Origin of the sequence: Nocardia sp. NBC_00403 (genome assembly GCF_036046055.1) — a bacterium.
Lineage (GTDB): Bacteria > Actinomycetota > Actinomycetes > Mycobacteriales > Mycobacteriaceae > Nocardia.
In genome coordinates this window covers 5,863,855-5,884,518 of sequence record NZ_CP107939.1, presented here as the reverse complement: position 1 = coordinate 5,884,518, position 20,664 = coordinate 5,863,855, and the positions used below count along the sequence as shown (strand labels likewise).

The 20,664-nt window shown below is 62.8% G+C and carries 2 protein-coding genes; both read right to left on the bottom strand.

Annotated features, from left to right (window positions below; genetic code table 11):
- Nucleotides 1-1,482: 1,482 nt before the first annotated feature.
- Complete coding sequence (locus OHQ90_RS26095; RefSeq protein ID WP_328401786.1) at nucleotides 1,483-2,097, bottom strand: hypothetical protein; 615 nt, start codon at nucleotides 2,095-2,097, stop codon at nucleotides 1,483-1,485.
- 652 nt (nucleotides 2,098-2,749) lie between these two features.
- Entirely contained in the window at nucleotides 2,750-20,095 is a 17,346-nt protein-coding gene (locus OHQ90_RS26090; RefSeq protein ID WP_328401784.1) for an alpha/beta fold hydrolase, read from the bottom strand.
- Nucleotides 20,096-20,664: the final 569 nt, after the last annotated feature.

The following is a 20,664-nucleotide window of genomic DNA, read 5'->3' as shown; positions in this document are numbered from 1 at the left end:
AGACATCCGCAACAACACCGAAAGATTTGCTCCCTCGACCAGGAGGCGTGCCGCTGCATCCGCACCGCTCCGGAACCGAAGTCTGCGTAGCAACCGTGCTGTTCGCCGGAGGAGGTCGCGGCAGGCCCGAGTCGAGACCAGAGCCTTTATGATTCCTCCAGGGGGACGCCGGAATTGGGCGGCAATATCCGTAGGCGAGAGCCGTTTACCGCAAGGTTTCCTGTTGCGCGAGCGTAACCGCCACCCGGCCGCTCCCTCCGCACACGCCATCGAACAGCCGGAGATTTCGTGGAGCCGGCCGATGCACCTGCTCGGGTGCAGTGGCGTTCGGTATGCCTGCGGCAGCGGTGCGACAGCCAGATGGTGCGGCGCGAGTAGGGCCATGATCAGCTCTTTCGCGACCAGCTGCCATCGGTGGGCGCGGATTGCGGTGAAATCCAACCGGCGGCTGGACTTTCCCATCTGGACCGGCAGCCCGACCACTGCGGTGAAGTTCCAGATATCGTCGTCGAACACGGGGCGGTAGGTGCCGCCGGGCAGAGTCGAACCGGCCAGTTCTCAGACGTCGGCCGCCGCGAACGGCGAGCTCGGCTGCCAGTGGTGTCCGAAGCAGGCGAGTGCTTTCATCATGCGGTGAGTTCCTCAGGGCACAAAGGGATTTCGTCGTCTGTATCGGTGATTTGGGTCGACGCTGCGACGAGGTCGGACGGGTCGAACCGGTTGAAGATCCGGTCGATCCGAGCGGCGTAGGGCCGAAGACTGAGCGGCGGGCATCTGCCGCCGGTCCGAGCTCCGAATTACGAAGTGCAGCAACTTAGATTTCGCTGCATTCTGAGCCCAGCGGCCAAGCGCCGCGCCGTGCACCGGCAACAAGGGAGGACAGGCGGGGCCCGGCCGCCGCCGAATCTCTTTGAGGGCGCGCCGAGTTGGGTAGCCAGCCCCGTCTTGAACCCGCGCCGCGATGCCGGTCTGCTCTCGTTCTGCTCCTGGTGGGACGACGGTCGGTGGTATCGAGGGCAGTCGCCCGCCGCTGAGCACTGCGTGCCGGCCATGCCGGGCATATGGACCACCGATCTCGTGACCGACACGGTCGCCGGCATGATCGGGAAGCTGCGCGGTAGGGAATTGCACAGTGCTGCCCGAGAGTTGGTCGGGCCGCTCCTGTCAGCGACCCTCATCGGTGCACGCTTCACCAACCGTGAGCGGGCATTATGCGCGGAAGTTGTTCGACGGCAGGCGGGTCAGCCCGCGGACACCGCATCCTGATCCGGCTGCCTGAGCATCCGAAAAGCCGCAACAGGCGACCTGGTCATCACAGCCGTCATAGGCGCTGGGAGCATCGTCGGCACTCGACCAGGATCAAATGTGGTCGGAGGAACGGAGCCGGGGGAGCACGAACGCCACCACACAGCCCGGCAATCACGCTGCCAGGTAGGCGACTTCAGTGACGATCGCAATCATCGTAGCTGTGCGGTCACTCCGTCATCGCTCCGATCCATACTCAGCGACAATATCCTGGAATCTTCGCCGATACGCTTCGGCGAGCGCATCTGACTCCGCCAACAGCCAGTCCAATTGGTCGACACCGATCGGATTGTGCAGGCTGGTCACCGCTCGTAGGTCGGCGATCTGCCTCGTGACCTCGAGCTCGCCGAGCTCCCGGGCGCCGGTTTGAACAGCATCGTCGTTCAACATTCCCGCCAGGGAATAGGAGGCGACAAGGACATTGAAGCACCGAGAATCGCTCAGGTCGGGCTCGTTCCACGTCCGTATCACATAATCCGCGATCGAGACCACGTCGATGAGCCAGGCCGCGAGACCGTCGGGTTCGTCGCACGGCCAATCGTCCGGGCCGAGAATCTCGCGGAATCGTGCGTTCAGGAGGTCCGGATCAGTCCGGGGCGGACCGCCGACCGCTCGGGCCCGACAGAATTCCGTTGAGTCATCGATGAGTTGCCGGAATCCGGGTACCTCACGGTCCGTCCACTCGTCGTGCGTGAGGGCGACCGCTCGGTTCAAGCACGAAGTGGCGACGAGCGCCCGCTGGAACGTGGTAGCCCGGTCCACCAGACTTTGAGCGAGGTCATCATCGAACATGCCAACTGTCTCCTTATCGTGTTCGACTATTCAAGCGGCGTCGACGGATACGGAACGGATCATCTTCGGAATCGTTCCACCCTTTCGTCATCGACTGCGTTGCCGGTTCGTTCTCACCGACTGGGTTCTGGCCGGGTGTCGGTTCTCCGGTTGCGGGGTGGTCGAGTCGTCGGGTCTGAGTGGTGGCGGGCTGCGGTTGGCACCAGAGTGTTGCCGCAGTTTTCGGCGGGGCGTCGTCGGTGCGGGGTGCTCGAGCGATTCGACGGCCTTGCCGAGCGCCTCGGCGAAAAGAACTGAGTGGCCCAGAAGACGGACTCTCATGTTTCGGTTCTGTGGCTCGAGACGATGGCGCCACTGCCAACGGTGAGCCCGTCACCTGGACCAGCCACTCACGAAACGCTCAGTCGCACTGTCCAACGCAGAATAGTATTCCGAGTCGGCAATCCCCGACACCGGATTAAGCACCACCAACAGCATGGGATAGCGGACGCCGCTGGCTCGGGACAGAGTTGCGCCATGCAACAGATCGATCGAGACTGAGTCGGTTGAAGCCGCTGCGGCGGATGACTTCAGTACACCAACGATTTGATTCGCTTCGTCTAGATCGTGCAGCAGCAGGCGCAACAACCGCTTAGGCCAACCGTGGGCCTGATCATTGGGGCGAATCGGTGGCCGCGCGTGGGAGGGCGTCATCGTTCTCCGCGAGGGCGCTCCATTGTTCGAGACTGGTGCGGATAGGTGTCCCCGGCGCCTGACCGGCTGGCCGCTCGGTGGGAAAGCGTATCAAGTCTTCTCGTCCAGTTAGCCAAGCGTATGTCCCAGGCTTGATTTCGAAAGCTCCGAAGTGGCCCAGCCTTTCGTCCACAGCGAGGTATTGCCGACACTGCCCCGGCGACAACTGTTCGGCGACCCTTTGCGCGTACAGAGCAGGCGTGTTCTCATCTCTACTCGCAGCCCAGATGAGAACTGGGCATTTGATATCGCTATATTCGAAGCCCCAGGTATCAACACCATTCATTTGTTCGATTTCAGCTTTCCAAGCTGCGGGACCCTGTGTGAAAGCTTCGTCGAAGCTGAGGACCAAGTCTTCCCAATATTTGTCGATAATCTCTCGGTCCATACTGACGAGTTCATCTCGCGGAGTTCCGATGATCTCCAATGGGTTGCGGGTTTCCTTGTACCTCGCGTATCGCTCGGCAGTCACGTCAGGCGAGGTTCGGGCGAGGCGCTGATTTGGATGCAAGTTCTCGAGGTATCCCTCTTGCATCAGAGACGGAGGTGCAACCGGAACGAGAAGTGCGACTTTCGTGACACGGTCGGGTAGAAGAGCTGCTGCGGCCGCCGCGTAGGCGGTTCCGCCAGATCGACCGACGACAGCGAATTGTTGGTATCCGAGATGGTCCATGATCGCTTCGACGTGCGCAGCGCTATCGGCGATTGTTATGCCCTCTTGGAAGTCGGATCCACCCCAGCCAGGCCGATCGAAAGTTACGAGTCGTATGTTCAGTCGATCGAGCAACTCCGGCGGAGCGGTATCCAGACGGCTACTCGGCCTGCCATGAAACTGGATCACTGGTTGCCCGCCCTCTGGTCCCTCGACACGGCATTGCAATTTGCGGCCGTTGGGGAGGAAGACCGCGAAATCTCCGACATATCGATCGAGCGAAATCTGTGAAACCCGGTCTCCGCCTGGTGTTGGGTCGGTGTCGTTATCGCCTGCAATTGAATGGATTTCGGGCTTGCTAACGGGCGGCGGTGTCCCGTCGGCGTTTTCGTGGGCTGCGGCAGCTAATTGTTTGTCATGCTCCTCCTGGCCACCAAGATCGCCGCCGATATTCAATCGATTCACTGTGATCTGATTGTTCAGTACATTCGTGATCGGGTTGGGGTCCGGAATGTCGTTGGAGGCGGCCTTGGGCTTTGGCTGAGCGCCGCGCTTGGGGCCACTGCCGCCTTCGAACGGGTTGTTGTCAGGTGGCGGCGTCATCCGCCCGGTGTCAGCGTCCGTCGACTGCACGAGGTCTTGTTCGGTGTCGACGCTCTCTATTGGCGCGTGATTCCTTCGCCTGGGGAAGCGGTTGACCTCGGGCACGTGCGGGCTGACGTGTGGCGGCCGCATCTCCCCGCCGAACTCAATGTCGTCGGTCGACGAATGGCCGGTCCATGGCGACCGCGCCGCACGGAACGCCGCAGGATCTGCCTGCCCTGGAATCGCCCATCGTGTCGTGCCCAGTTTTGCGTGTCCGACCGCTCCGGCGAGCGGATTCCCAGCGTCCGCCGTGAACCGGCGTCTGCCCGAATTCGAATCTCCCTCTGGCGAGTCCCCAGTCTGCGAAGTGCGTGATTGCGCTGGAGTGTTGGAAGTATCGTGCGGAGTGGCAACTGTGACTGTCCTGTCTGCGTTGTTGTCGGTGGGGGTCTGGCTTTCGTCGACATCGGTGGTGGTCTCGACGTCGGCTGGGCCTCCGAATGTACTGGTCATGGGTACGATTTCTCGACCCACACCTAGCGTGATCTTGAGTTGTGCCTCCACCGAACGCTGGAACTCGGCAGGTTCGATCCCATAGGTATGCACCAGTTGTCGGTCCAAGATGGCAAATCGCCGACGCAGCTGGGCAACGACCTTGTCAAGCCAGGGCTCATTCATTCCATTGCGTTGCAGATTCCTGGCGTGGTGCAGCAATTGGCCGAGCATCCGGAGCAAGTACAGGTAAGCCCAGATATGATCCGCGGCAACCTCGTCTGAATTCTTCTCAGCCCGAAGCCGCCATTCTTTGACGAGTTCTTTACCTGTTGCGTCGAAGAAGTTCTTTCCTGCCGCTGAAAGATGTGATGGGGAGGTTTCTGCCAGGCGTGTGACGGTCTTCTTCATTCCTCTCAGTTGCTGTTTGGCGAAATCACGCGCTTCGCCGACAGTATGGCGTGGAGTGAAACGCCGATGCCATATTTGTCCTTCTGCAAACGCCACAATCGGTCGCTTTCCGGTGTATTCGTACACATCGTCGGCGATTTTTGCCCAGTATGAGTCGTCGGGCAGCAACACGACGCCTGGTCCAAGTCGAACGGCGTTCGGCCACTCGTGGTCGGGTCCTCGTGCGGGTGACCCCGCCTCCGCGGAAGCCCTGGCCACGATGGCGGGTAGCCCACGCACGGGCTCGGTGACCCCGACATAGGGTGGTTCGAAAAAGCTGTTGTGAAGTGCAACTATGATATCTGGCTTGATCCTATGCAGCACCTCGACAAACGTACGCATCACTGCTGCCGACCATCCCGTGCCGAATCGGTGTTCTATTTGCTCGTCAGGGATCTGGCGGGAACTGTCCTGGAAGTGGCCACCGGTCCGGAGCGGCCAGCGGGATGTGTCCCAGTTCTCCGACCGGACGGCGGCATCAGGATCGACAGCCAGATAGAAGACCACGGTTTCCGTGCGGGCTGCCGGGTTCGTCGCCAGGAGGTGCATCGCAGCTTCAGCGGTCCCGGAGGAGAAGTATTCGTCGACATGATCGAGGTTGTACACAAGCTTCGTGGGCGAACCGGGCGGTCCCGGGATCGTGACAATGGAAATCGGTAGATCGCCGTCGGTAACTCCGACGTCCTCTACATGGACAGTGCCGAAACGTTGTTCGAGATCTTGTGCATACTCCCGCAATTCCATGTATTTCTTTGGCTTGTAACCGAGCCCGTCGAACGCCGCGTCAACCTCGAACGGCCAATCCCAGTCGTAGTCGACTGGCGTCGATGTCGCCGCAATCTCCGGCTCGTCGTCGCCCGCCGCGGGAGGGGCTGGGAACAGCGCCTCCTGGCGCAACCTCTCCAAGACCACCCACACGCGCTCCTTCGCCTCGGGCGACGGCTGGGCGAGTATCGATTCTGCCTCGTCCCGCACACCCCCTGGAAGACCAGTTTGTGACCGCTGTGGGATCCCGGTCGCCAAGGTCATGAGGCGGTCCGCTACCACTGTCGCCAAACCGAACACCCAGGTCAGCGGATCGATTGTCGCGGGCCGCCGTATCTGGTCGTTCAAGAACCGGACATCGGTGACCAAGCCGGGCAGAGCCTTCTCCTCGGACGATACAAACCAGCGGTCCAACATGTCTGCGACCGCCGCCCACTCGGCGCCCGTGTGATCGGGGTCTGTCGGACCATCGACAGTGATCGCTGGAGAAGTGCTCGTGTGTGTCTCCTCACTGGCGTTGCCAGCACTGTCGACCTCGGATGAATCGCGATGGTCAGCCAACGCAGGTAACCCTGTCGGACTGCGATCGTGTGGAGCCGCATCAGGATTCGATCGAGCGGCGAGCTCTGCACCGCGGCCGTCGGCAGCAGCATTTCCGGGCGGTACGTGGGTCCGTGACAGTTGGTCGTGTACGTCGGCCCATTCAGGAGCGGGGCCCGCTGGAGCGACCCGACCGGCAGTCGGCCAGGGCGTGAACGCGGCACCACCCTGCTCCATGAGATCTCGCTCGGTCCAGGGTGTATGCATGACATGCGCGGTCGGGCCGGGCGGTGCTATGGCCCGTCCAGCACTGTTCGCCGCGGTCCACGGTGTCGGCATGGCAGACTTCCGTGGAGCCGCAGCGCGGGATGTCTCATGCTGTGCATCGGCACCCGATCGTTGCTCGGACTGCGCGGTCGTTCCAGGCACGTCATCGGTACCAGGCGAATCCGACCTCTCAGGGGTGAGGTCGATTGTCCCCGACGCCTGGGCTACACCACGTTCGGCGTTCGGCTGGGGTGCTGCCAGTTGCAGTTCGGCTCTTGTCTCCGCGCCATCGTCGAAGGTGGCACGGGATCTTGGTCCAGGATTGGATTGAGGTTCGGGCGCGGTGCTTTTCGGGCCACGTTGGTCGCCTGGAGGTTCACGATGGTGCCGATCGGGTTCCTCGTTGTGTTCGTCAGGGAAGCGGGGCGGGGCGGGTACAGCCGGACCTGCGTGTGGTGGACGCCTCGTCGAATCAGCCACGAAGTCCGTGCCCACTTCGCGCGCAGCCCACGGTGACCTGCCAGCGACGTCGGCCGCTCGCCCCGGATTCCACTCATCTGGGCGCACCCACTCCGGTGTGTCACCACGCGGAACTGACCTGTCGAGCAGTTGGTCGACGGGCTCGGGGACATCACCCGGCTCCTCGCCGGCTTCTCCTGGTCGGTCATCGAAATTGTCGTGGTCGGCCGGGTCCTGAACGAGATCGCCGTAATGGTCGAAATCGATGGTCCAGAAGGCACGCTCGGCCTGGGGATCTGTTGTGGGTGTCGAGGGTGGCGGCCCCGGAGTGGGCTCGGAGATGGAGGCTTGGGCGGGAGGGCTCGACACGATCTCAACGTGAACACCAGGGCCGAGGGCTGGTCCTTGGGCGAATCCGGCCTCTACCCAGTCGGCTACCGTGGGTTCACCCCGCTCTGCCGCACCGAGCACGACGACCTCGGTGTTCGCACCGATCTCTGAGTCGGGGCCCAGGTCGACCAGGATGTGGTGTCGTTCGGCGGGGCCGACCTTCGGGTACCATCTGCCATTGATCGCCACATCGAACGGCATGTTCGGGTTGGGCAGTGGAAGGTCGGCGGAGCCGATCGGGATCCGCGCGAGGATGGTGTCACACTCGGCGGTCCAGCGGTGGTGCAGCCCCGCACCGTCGCCAGCGCGGACGTGGATCGTGTCAGCGACCCGAGTGCGGATCTCCAGTACATCTTGCAGTTCCGGGTGCGGTCCGAAGTCCCACCATCGCCCGTAGAGCAGCGTTCCCAACCGGACCAGCGTCATGCGTCGGTCCGGTGGGATATCTGTCGCCATGCTGGCCCATAGGTGCAACATGCTTGGGTGCAGACCGGCCTCTGCCAGGGTGTCGACTGCCTCCATGAAGCGCTGGTAGTGCCTGTCCGATTTTGTTTCGTCGAGATCGGCGTGAGACATCAGACCCTCGAGCACGATCCGGCCGCTGTCGACCTCGTCGAGGAGTATGGGAATCAGTCGAGCGAGTTCGTTCGCGGACAATCCTTCACGGTTCAAGCCGGTGTTGACAGCGAGATGCACCGTCGCAGGCTCCCCGACCCGCTCGGCGGCCGCGGCCACCGCGCGCAGTACCGCCTCCGACGAAACCCCCACCGCTACATTCGATCTGATTGCTGACTCGAAGTCTGAGCGGGGGTTGGTCTGCCATGCCAGCAACGGGACACCGATACCCGAGGCGCGTAGCTTGACCACCTCGTCGATCTGCGCTCCTCCGATTGCATCGACGCCCGCCGCCTCCGCTGCGCGGGCAAGGATTTCAGCGTCGAAACCGTACGCATTTCCCTTCACCACCAGCATGATTCGAGGTGCGGCCAGTTTGGTCCCGTGGATCCGGTTGTATTCGTCGATCTCCTCGTTGAATCGTCGGCGCGCCACAGTCAGGTTGTTCGTGAGCGCGTCGGTGCTGACGGTGGCCGATGCCGAGGCGACGGATGGGTTCACCTTGCTGCGCGCGTACATGGGGTCCATGACGAGGTCGACCCCGTCGTGCACCACCACCCGGGTGCGGCCGGGTGGCGCGCTCGCGAACTGGTCCAACGGCACGTCCAATGCGGTAGACCACTGCTGCGCGGTGGGTTCACCGTCGATGCCGGGTCCGGCGAGCACGACGATGTCGCCCTCTGAAATGTGCACCCCGGCAGGTACTTCGACGGGGAGCTGGTCCATCGACACCGGACCGGCGATCGGACATCGCACGCCGTTGATCAGCACCCACAGGCCCTGGTCCCACGTGCCCAGATCATGGGGCACACCGTCCGGGTACCCCAGCCCGACCCACGCGATCTGCCGTTCGCGACCCGCTGGCACACCCAGGTAGCCGTGCCCTTCATCGGCGGGCACCGTTTTAACGAACGCGACACGCGCCCAGCGTGTGATTGAGGGTTGCAATGCCAGGTTCGGCGACTCACCGGGAAGATACCCGTACAAGGGTGCACCCAAGCGGACAGCGGGGGAGGGACATAGTTGCGGTCGCACTGCGAGCGCGTCACCTGCGATGTGGTAGGTGTTGTACTCGGGCGCAAGCTGGTGCATAAGGTGGACTTGACGGTCGTTCATCGGGTGCCACGGGTCATCGTCGTGAGCCAGCTCGGTGAAGCAATGGACATCTGGGATCACATCGGAGTATTCGTTCAGGCGTTCGATCAGCTCTGGACGTTGGCTGGGTGAAATGCCGCCCGCGTGTTTACCGGTGTCGAATTCGACGGCGATCTTGGCGGTGGCGCCGAGTGTTCGTGCGGTGCGCGCAACCGTGTGTAGCTGGTCGATCGAGGACACCGTGAGGGTGATGTCGGCGTTGATCGCGATCGCCGCGACCTCGGCGTCGATAGCCGAACCGGGCGAGATGATCGGCATCGTCACACCGGCGGCCCGCAGTTGCAGTCCGATGTGCAGCGGTGCGTGCAGTGCCTCAACCCCTCCCTCCTCCATCGCGCGCGCGGTCTCCACCGGCGCGATCTCCCACACCTCGCCGATCACGCGTGCTGAGGTGGCTTTGCTGACCTCCGTGCTGTTGTGCCGAACCGCGCTCGCACCGAAACTCAACACCGATTGCGGTCGCGCCTGATGGCGATTGCTGACCGGCAGACGATCGCCGGGCATACGCGAGATCAGCTCCTCGAATTCCGTCGCGAGCTGGTCGTCGTACTCGGCCAAGGCCGCGAGCCGGTGCGGGAAACTGGGATCGGTGGGCCGCATGCTCAAGTCCGCGGCCAAGGCGACGAGCTTTCGACCCAACGTAGACACACGGTCGCTGAGCTCGCGGGCCTCTGCGTCCACGAATGTCTTGACCACCAATCCCAGCTGGCCGAATCGGCGTGCCCACCATGGTCGGGGTGATGGCTCGTGTTGCTGCAGGATCTCATCCAGCACCCCTTTCACCGCACGCGATACGTCGTCCGGATGCGTGCGAGGCGACACCAGAAGCGAATACGTGCCGGGTCCAGTGCTATGGGCAGAGGCAACAACGCCGGACTTGACCGGATGCACCTTCACGTAGATGACGTGATGCTCACCACTGGCGGTGATAATCGTGAATCTCCCCCTGTTCCAGGTTATTCGCTGATCGATAATGAGATCGAGATCGGCCTCGATGCGATGAAACAGTTCGTTATTAGACAAATCCGTCCGCGCGTCGGCACGAAACTCGCCTAGGTTGTAGACTTGGAGATGTATCTCAGGTTCGTCGAAGACCGACGATTCGTCGGTGGCGTGCTCGGGCAGGAGTGTCGATACCCAATGGGTGGCACGTTCGGCCAGCAGAGGCTCACGGGCGGCGAGCAAGGCCGTCCAGCTCGCGGACCCCTCCTCGGATAATGCCTGCTCCGCATGCGCGACAGTCTTTCGCAGCTCTTCGATCATGACCTGCACCAGATCCGGCTGTACTGCCGCTACGGCCCGCTCCAACCGGCCGACGACGACCGACATTTGGGAGAACAGACCGGCGAGGCTCTCGGTCATCTGGACCGCCCGGCTGCCGATCAGGTCGAGTTGAATCGAGTTGTCGGCGCGATGCAGTATACGGCCCACCGCGTCCGCGACCGCCTGAGCCACATGTGCCTCGTCGACGCGGGAATCGACGACGATGTCGTAACGGTCATCGTGGCGGTTATAGAAGATGTCTGCGGTTCCACCGACCCGTGCGGTTCCCGCCCACACTGCCACCTCGACGCGGTCACCCTGCTTGTCGACGAATGTGAATCGCGCCCTGCCCGGGTCCCACCGTAGGTGTTCACGGGTGATGAGGGCGAGGTCTGTCTCGATGCAGCGGAGCAATTCCTGGAAGCCAAGAGACGATCTCGGCGGGCGTGCCTTGACCCAGCCATCGCGTCTGGGAAGCTGGGAGGCGGGGCGGTATTCACGGCTTTCTCTGATCAACTGCTCGAGTTCTGCGGCTTTCGATTCGAGGAACGCCTGGTCGAATCGTGCGTCGGATCCGGATGCCCACTCCGGCATCAATTCCCGGAGCCGCTCCGCTGTGCGGCTCTGTCGATCCCACTGTGCCAGCTGCGCCATCCGCGTGTCGACGTCCGAGTCGCCTGGGCGTAGCTGCAGTTCCGCGGCCACCTCGTCCAAGACACTGCGCAGTTCGGACCCGTGGACTGCACCATCTCGTTGCGCCATCCCTACGAGGGCCCGCAATTCGGCGAACCCGCCCATCTGCTCCGCAGTTATGGCGGCCCTGGCCCCATTGATGCGGAACGGTGGCTTCTCCTCGCGGAGTTCAACATTGTGCTGTTGCAGGGCCCGAAGGATTTCCAGCTTCCGCACAATCTTGGGCATCGCCGCCACATCCGACGCCCAAGTGGCAACAGGCAGCCCATAGGCCAATACCTTCCCATCGTCAGGCCGCCCGGCGATCGGGCCGACCGGGTCTGAATGCGGTTGCAGTTCGACTGTGACAACTGCGTCCTGGTCATTGCGAAACCAGAAGACCTTGCGATCGTGATCCCACTCGATATGGGCGCCGATCAGGTCCAGGTTGGCCTCGACCAGCTCGACCAGCCGATTGCGTACGTCGTGGTCCGGTGCAGGTGATGTCTCGTCCTCGCCGCCGTGTACCGGGACCTCACCAGCCCCGAAGGAAGCGGCCGTCTCGTGGTTCGGTAGGGCGCCGGAGTTGTCGGGGGGTCGGATGAAGCGATTTTTGGGGATCTTTCGGAAACGTTTTTTTGGGACCTTGCGGTTTTGGAATACGTCACGGCGGGAGTCCAGTATCTTGGTGCCGTGACGGGTCAGTGTGATGCCGTGGAGGGTTTCGGTGTCGAATGGGGGGTTGTCGGGGTCGAGCGGTTGGTCGGGGATGTTCTCGCCGATGGCGCGCAGCCACATGGTTGTGCCGTCGTGGTGGGCGAGGAACACATGGCCTAATTCGGCATCGGTCGGCTTGGCGTTCACCAGGATGCCGGCGACACCGTCGCTGGATGCGGCGCTGAGTCGGGTGAGTTTTCTCGCGAGATGGTGGTACCCGTCGTAGGGGTCGTGTTGACCACCTGCGAACCAGGAGATTGTGGCTCGCGGAAAGCCGTCCTGCGCCGCCTCGGTGATCGCTGCCTCGCTGGGTATCTCGACGTCGAATACGGGTGTGCCGTCGGGGGTCCGTAGCTTGTCGGCTGTGCGCAGGGCATGTGCGAGACATGCCGTGTCGGTTGGGCTCGGGGGCGGGATGTCCCGCTCGACCTGGTTGTCTTCGGTGGGTCGTGCCCCGGTCGCCGAGACTCTGTCTCGTGAGGTGGTCGTCGGGTCGGACTCCGGGTCGTCGTCAGGGCTGGATTGCGCAGATTCGGTGTGCGCACCCGGTACGGGAATCAGGCCCCAAACATTGTCCTCGCGGTATTCATAATTTCCGTCGGGGAGCTGATAGATGAATCCAGCCTCGCCACACCACCACGCGGGGCCCTCTACGGTATCGAGCCGGATCCAATTCGGTCGCCTGAAGCTCTCGAATTCGACAGCGCTGAGCGGTATCTGGACGGAGCGGTGTTCAACCTCGAGAACCTGCATACCGAAGTGGTCGGCAAGGTGTGCGAGCGTGCCATCGTTCTGGGGTTCATCAACGTACTCCGCCAAAGTCGGTAAATGTTCATTCCGGTGGTGCGCCATTCTGACGCTGAAGGCGTAGCCTGAGGGGTGGAATGATCCAACGATGTGCTCGATATTCTCGCGGCCAGCAAATTCGACCAAGGAATTTATCAATGGATCTTGCGCAAACTGTGGCGCGACGTTCGGCGTGATATTCATTGCGAGAATGCACAGAGTGTTTCCGGTAGGCCTATATGTATCGCGGTACGTGCCCTCCTCGCCTGCGATCTCACGTCGAGTGCCCAGGGTGCGCGGGTCGCCATCCCAGTCGATGCGATTCGTCGAGAGGATGCCCAACAGCTGGCCGCTGAGGTCGACCAAACATAACTGACCAGCAGCGAACGTCTCCATTCGTTCACGCAACGATCCCGGTCGAGTCGACATCCACGGCGCCGATGCTTTCGCCTCGAGTGCGTGGCTGGCGATCGCATCTGGATTGTTTCCGCGGTAATCTTCCCAGGTAGTTACGTGAAGTGTTCCGTGAGCAACGCTGCCGAGCGCTCTGTCAAGTATTTCGCTTTCTTCGCTCGTCCATGTTTCGAGGTCATCTCCCGACAAAAACCTTTCAAGGATACCTACCTTGCGGCGCATCTCGTAAATACCGTCCCTTCTTAGAAGGGTAAAGATGTCGGCAGTTGTCTTAACCTTATCGGGTTCCAGTGTCGGTCTGGGTCTGCGTGCGAGAACATTCTCTACATCAAATTGCCGATTTGCGAATTCCTGCTCTAGAGTCGGCGTCCATTTCTCAATGTATCGTCGTACATGATCGGAGGTCAACCGCCTGTCTGCCAGCATTGTCGACGCGGACGGGTGTGGTTGGCGGTGTGGTTCTTCGGCACTCGCGTGCGGATCCGACTCCGCTACAGCTTGCTGGCTGACAGCCGACGCTTCAACGGACTGTGTGGTCCTCGCAGGGATCAGGTCTGGTTCTACCTGCGTAGGTTCGCTTCCCACCAACTTGACCCATCGCTTTGCAGCACGCGCGGCCGTTCGACGCCCCGCTGTCCCCTCGAGTGCAGCATGTTGTAAACGACGGTGGACGGCGAGACGACCGAGGCCGGTTTGCAACACGTCGCCAGCCATTCTTGCGGCGTGGTCCTGACTCTCATGCCCACGCTCTGCGGTCACTAGCGATGCATACCCCCAGAGTGTTTCTGGGAAGAGCTCCGAAAGTGCCTCGCACAGCACCTCGACCTGGTCGCGGTCTATACCGAACAGCACATTCACACCGCCATCAGCCAACAGCAGCCCCGCCTTATGCAGAACCCTGGTCAACTGATCGCGAGCCGCAGCTCCAGTGCGATTCGCCCGCTGTGCTGCGACGATCAGATCACGGAGGCGATTCCGTTTGATCTCATGTGCTCTGCCGTGGTCGCGGATGAAATCTGGATTGGCCACCGCTGCAGCATGTTTCAGACCTGGGTCGACGAACAGTACCCGAGGTGTGAGACCTTGCGGCATGGAGGCGAGGCCGTCGACGATCTCTTTGACTTCTGTGAGGAGATATTCGGCGACATCGTTGCCGACGTCATAGACAAAGCTCAGTGTCTTTTCGCCTTTGCTGCCCGTCATGTCGAGTCGCCTGCTCTCGAAAAGGACAGCGTCCTGCCGCCGTTGTGCTTCTTCCTGCCGCTGGCTGGCTTTTTCCAGCAGAACGGAACCGATGTAGAGGCCAGCGCCAATCCCAGCAGCGCCGATGGGGACCAAGGACTCTAGGGCGTGATTGTGTGATAACTCCACAAAGCCGGCGACAAAGGTACCCAGCGCCGTCGCGAAGCCAATGGCGGCGTCTTTCCCGCCGGTTGCTAGAGCGAACGAATCCCCGAAATTCTCCTTTAGATAGGTGAAAATCCGGGCGGTGATAATCGTGGACGATACTCCCAACCCCGCTAGTGCTGCCGCCATTGCCCCGAGGTTGTCCCACACCGAAGCGACTGCGGTCAACCCGGCAGAACCTACGAGGGTAGCCGAAGCGAGATGCCGGAATTCGAGCTCCTCGATCCAGTTTTTCATCCACGTAGGCGCAAGCATGCTCGCCACTCCGCCCGCCGCGAACGCGGCGGTCGCGGCCCCTTGGATCGCCGGAGACTTGCCACTGTCGTGTACCACGTTCGAGAAGTGGAACATCAGATCGGCAAGGGCGAGATTGCTGAGAGAGACAGGAATGATGAATCGTCTGAAGGATGTGTCCGCGCCTAGTTCGCGGACGGCTTGACGAATACTACGCAAGCTGTCCGCGCCTAGTGTGCGGGCGAGTTCGCGGACGGCTTGACGCATACTACGCGAGAAGCCTTGAGATGCTTCAGGCGTGTGCGACGAATGGTCTTTCGGCAAAAACCGCAGCACCCCGAACGCTGCCATCCACATGACGGCATCGAAGGCCTGTGGGAGATAACCCGCCTGCCCTGCAAGAAAAGGTCCGAGGAACCCACCGGCCAGGGCTCCAATGGGCAACGCCAACAACCCACCGACAATGGACTCCTCGCCGGGCCTTAAAGCATGCCCAAGATCTCTTTGAACAGCATTGATAAAGTATGTGGCGAATAAGGCTTCTGCGCCCGTTGCCAGCGGGAGCGCGATACTCAGGGGTCCATTGCCGGCAAGAAGAGCGGCGGTAGCCAAAGACGCGGCCGAGCCGCCTGCTGTCGACCACCTCATAACCTCTCGCGGATCCCGCTTCATAATTCCGGCACGTACCGCAGCAAGCTGCGCGAGGCCAATGGGGGCCAGCGCGATGCCTGCCTCCGCAGGGTTGCTTGTCGCGCCCACCATGCCACGCTGTGCGGTATTGGTGCCGAAAGCATTCAACACATCGCCCAAATACGTTGGCCAGACGTCCTCGTGGCTCAACACTTCACGCTTGGTAGGCTGACCCATCTCAGGTGACCCGGCCGCCGGCCAGTCGCCGCCCACGGCTGGGATAAAGAGATGTCCGCCCCCAGGTAGTTTGGCCCATCGCGGGTTCGGCCGCGCGGTGTTGCTGTCCGATCGATTGCCCCCTCGCCTGCCAGGTACGACGCCTGACCCGTCGTTGTTTGCTGATAGCCTCAGCAATCTCATCCCGCGCCTGGGTAGGGCACCGGAGGTATCTGGAGGGCGGACGAAACCTTCTGGGACCGCATGGTCTTGGAATGCTTCGCGGCGGGATTCAATTGTTTGGGTGGTGCCGTGGCGGGTGAGCGTGATGCCGTGGACGGTTTTGGTGTCGAATGGGGGGTTGTTTGGGTTGAATGGTTGGTCGGGGATGTTTTTGTGGAGGGCGCGGAGCCACATGGTTGTGCCGTCGTGGTAGGCGAGAAACACGTGGCCGTTTTTTTCGCCCGTTGGTGCGATGTTGACGAGGATTCCGGCGATCCCGTCGCTGGAGGCGATGCTGAATTGGGTAAGTGCGTTCGCGAGGCCGTGGTATCCGCCGCGGTACTCTTTGTGTTGGCCGCCCGCGTACCAGGAGATAGCGGCACGAGGGTAGTAGCCGGCCTTTTTTGCTTCGGCGATTGCGGCTGCGTCGGGTACTTTGACGTCGAATACCGGAGTGCCGTCAGGGGTTCGTAGGTCCGCGGCTGTGCGCAGCGCGTATTCGGCGCATTCTGCGTCGACCTGGCCTGTGGCCGGGGTATCGAGCTCGACCTGGTTGTCGTCGGTGGGCTGTGCCGCGGCCACCGATGCCTCGTCCCGTGACGTGGTCGGGTCAGGCTCCGGATCGTCGTCATAGTTGCGGCGCGCTGCGGTGCCTCGCCCGTACCCGTCGTATCTGCCATCCGGGTGGCTTGTGGAGCGATCTTCGGCTTCGGAATAGGATGTGGCGGGTGTGCTATTCGTAGCAGGAGGTGTATCGACTAATCCCGTCGATATCTCGCGGGGCGTAGCGACGACGTCACGGTCGCTGGCAGGACTGGTGGCCTGGCCCGAACGTTGTGACTTCAGCGCATCGGTCCAGTTCTTCGTGGTGGCGCCGACGCGATGCAAATGGGCAAGTGCCTCCGGCAGACTCAATCGTCTTTGCTTGCTGGCGCGCAATATATTGTTGACCAGCCTCCGGGTATTTTCGGCCGCAGAGTTGTCAATACTTTCTTGCACCTTGTCGTTTTGGAGGTTGTGTCGGGCCTGCAGCGCGGCGGCCACGGGGGTCATGCCATCCTGGCTGATCAACTCGCGCGTGCGGACCTCTTCGGCGCTGGCCAGAGACCTGTGCTGGTACTCCGCGAAACTCTGCATCACGAAACGCCGCGCGCCCGCCGCGATGGCCGGATCGCTGTCAACCATCGCGAGGGCCCGCTCGAGGGCAACAGGCAGCAACGTTGCCCGGGTGAGGTCGCCGGATGGCCGCACAGGGTCGGTGATCGCGGGCATCCACCGGCCGGTTCCTGACGCACCGCCAGCGTGTTCTGCAGCGGGGGATACCTGGTCAGGTAAGGTGCCGGGCGTGTCGGCAGGGCGGACGAAGTCGTCTGGGACGGTTTGATTTTCGGATTGTGCGCGGCGGGACTCCAGTGGATTCGCTGGGCCGTCCAGCCCATGGGTTTCGTGATTGTCGGCGTCGGATTCCCGATGATCAAGACGCGATAACGCGGCCCCCACGGGGTCCAGCGCTTCGGGGACATACACCTCCGACACCACGTAGGCCTCCGCAGAGTGTCCAGACGACACCTCAGGTGTGAGCGGAGCCTGCGTAGCCGCCTGCTCAGGCGTGACCTGCGGCGCAGCGGTGTTCCTGGGTGTGGCGGGAGTGTCGAGTGCCTGATGGTCCGGGGTTTGTGGACTGGTCGCGGTGTGGTTGGCGGCGGGGGCGTTCGTTGCTGCTGGTGCGCTGGTTGGGGTCGGGATGGTGGGAGTTTGTGGCGCCGTGGGCGGTATATGCGTGGGTATCAATGCGGCTGGACCCAGATGACGTCCGATAGCCGCGGAATTCTGATCGGCTGCCTGCCGCCGCTCCGTCGCCAGTTCCGCGTCCCGCCGCGCTGCGGCGGCCTGATCGTCGGTCCACCGCGGCTGGGTCGAATCGCGGACGTCGATGTCAGTCGGCGAATGCGGAATTGTCTGGAGGGCAGCGGATTTCGGTGCCGGCGCGTCCGCACCGGCCTGCCGTTGGACTTGGTGTAACCCAGCGGCCACTTTGCTGGGTAGCTGTTGGGTCGGCGTGTCGAGTCGTTTGAGGCCGTACGGTTTTTTGCCGGCCGCGTGGTTCTGCTCGCCGGATCTGGGGACGTGGTGGATGGAGACATGGGCGTGAGGGTCGGGCGCGAGTGCGGTGGTGCTGCCGAAGCGGGCGGATCCCGGGACGCCGCCGCGGGCGGCGCGTCGGCGCAACTGCTCGAACGCCACGTCGTCGGGGCGGGCGGTGCCGTGCAATGCCAGGCCCCCAAGTTCCCAGGTGTCTTGCGACACGTGTCTGTCGAAGCCTCGACCGACAGCGAAGTTGCCGATGACCATCTCCCCGTGTTTGCCGGCGAGTTCGGTCATGTAGGCGTGGAAACGGGCGCCGCCGAGTCGCCACTGCTTCTGCGCGTCCATATACCTGCACGGGATCCCGGCTTTCTCGGCCATCGCGACTAGTTGCTCGACCTCACTGTTGAGGACAGCGCCCACGATGACCGGGCGACCGGCTCGGTAGTCGGCCAACGCCGCGTCGAACACCTGCTGCAGATTCGCCGCAGGGGTCTCGGCAGGCTCGTGATCGTCGAGTTGGACCAGCACGTCCTCGTAGTAGTCCGGGGCATCGAGCACCTCACCCCAGCCCAACTGTTCCAGCCGCTCGGCCGGAACATAGGTCAACGTCCCGGACGCGCCTGATACCACGTCGAATCGACCGTATTCCCGACTGAAGTACTCCTTCGAGTTGATTTGCTGCGCCTTGTCGTGCTCGGCGCGGATTCGCATGTTGGGGTCCGATTTCTGCGCGATCGCCTCCAAAGCCTGATGGATGCCATTCTCGACCCGGCTCAACGTCGCACCCCGCTCGGCGCTTTCGGGTGCCTGCCCTTCGGCCTGCTTCGGGTCGGGCTGATTCACGTGGACCGCTTCGCGCCCCGAGGAACCGGCGTTGCCTTCCGGCTCGTGGGTGGTACGGCTGATCAACACGACCTGCGGATCATCGCCACCGGAGTTGAACCACGTGTCCTTCTCCGGGTAGTCGAAATGCGCGGTCACCGCGTTGTTCAACCGGTGCAATTCCTCCTCGGTCGGCGCACGCCCCAACTCGGCATGCACTTTCGCCAACCCCACCGAATTCAACCGCGCCCCGCCGTGTTCATCTGCCTTGGCTGGAATCGCATTCAACGGCCGACAATCCGCCTCGGTCAACACCCCTTTCGCCAGCGACCCATCCAGGAAGTCACGCGCCCAGATCACCATGTCGGCCTCGGGACCCGGAAGATTGTGGTCATCACCGTCGACGATCGCGTACATCTTGCCGTTCGAGTGCGTCAGACCGAGCACCTCGCACGCCTCATCGGCCAGCAACGCCCGCGCCGGCACGATATTGCCGCGCTGATCGCTATGTACCAACTCGCCATCGGTGCCGAAAAACACTGTTGGACCGTCCAACTCCGCGTACTTGCCGTCCGGGTTCAGCCGCACCGCCTTGAACCCGTACTTCCCGAATTTCTTGACGAACCCCTCCTTATCCCGGTCCGCGAGATACTCATGGCTGGACACCCGCACCACGGAACCATGCTTCAACGCCATGTACGCCGACGCCTCATCGAACGGCAACGTCTTGCCACCGCCGGCCCGCAGATTGACGAACCCGCCCTCACTCATATGCAACGCCATCATCAATTGATTCGGGCGGATCACTTGACCACCCTCGCGGCGCAGCACCTCCAAAAATGCGCCGATCTGCTCGTCCTCACCGAACTGACCCTTCAACCGCACTTCGAGGTCCTGGTGAGACATCGAATCCCACTGCGGCAGATCAGCATCCGGCTCCGGAGGCCACGGCCGCTGCTGCCACCACGTCGGCGGTGGCGCCTCGCCCGGCAGATGCTCGACACCCAGCCGCGACAGATACCCCTCCCAGAGCACCCGTGCCCGGACCTCGACATCCGACGCGATATCCACCGCCAACAACTCCACGTGCGCGGCCACAGCATCCGCCAACCGTTCGGCCCGCTCCGCCGCCCGCTCCCACGCCCGCGTGGCCGCTTCCACCCGGGCATCTGCCTCGGCTATCGCCTCCGGCCGTCCCGTCTCCCGCAATCGCTCCGCCCGCGCCAGCGCCTGTGCAAATTCCCCCTCCGCCACCGCAGACCGACGCAACGCCCGTTCCGCCGCGCGCAATTCGACCTTCGCCCGCAGTTCCCCCATCTCCGCCGAAATCTGCTCGCCAAGCGACCCCGCGCGCTCCACCCGCGACCGCGCCGCCTCCAGCCGCGCCTGCAGCCTGGCCAGTCGCGTCGAATCGCCCTCTGCCACCTGCGTACGCGGCTTCTCGACGCCCTCTGTGCCACCAACCCCACCCCTGTTCTCAGCGGCCCCATCGATCGCCGCCCGTGCCTGCTCCTGCAACTCCTCGAACCGGCGTTGCGCCTCCTCCCGCACCAACTTGTCGTGCTCGGCACTGGCCTGCGCGAACACCCGCTGACGCTCCTGCAATGCCCGCACCGCGCCGACAGCCCGACTCTCTACGTCGGCCCGGTGCTCGGCTACCACCTCCGCCAACACCGCTTCGCGGTCCGCGAGTGCCCGTCCCACGGTGAACTCGCCTACCGACTTCCAGAACGACGCCGAACGCACCCGCCTTTCGAGCGCCCGCTCCTCATGTGCCACGTTCTCGCTTCGAGTGCTCCGATCACGACGAAACGCGTTCAGTACCGCTTCGGCCGACTCTTGTCGGGCTTGGCGGCCCGCCAACTCCGCTTCGGCGGAGGCCACACGTTCGTCGGCCCGTCGCACCCGCGGGTCCCTGGCAGCCCGATCCTCCACCCTGGACTGCGCCTCCTCGATCCGCGCCTGGGCCTCGACCTTCGCCGCGTCCCGATCGG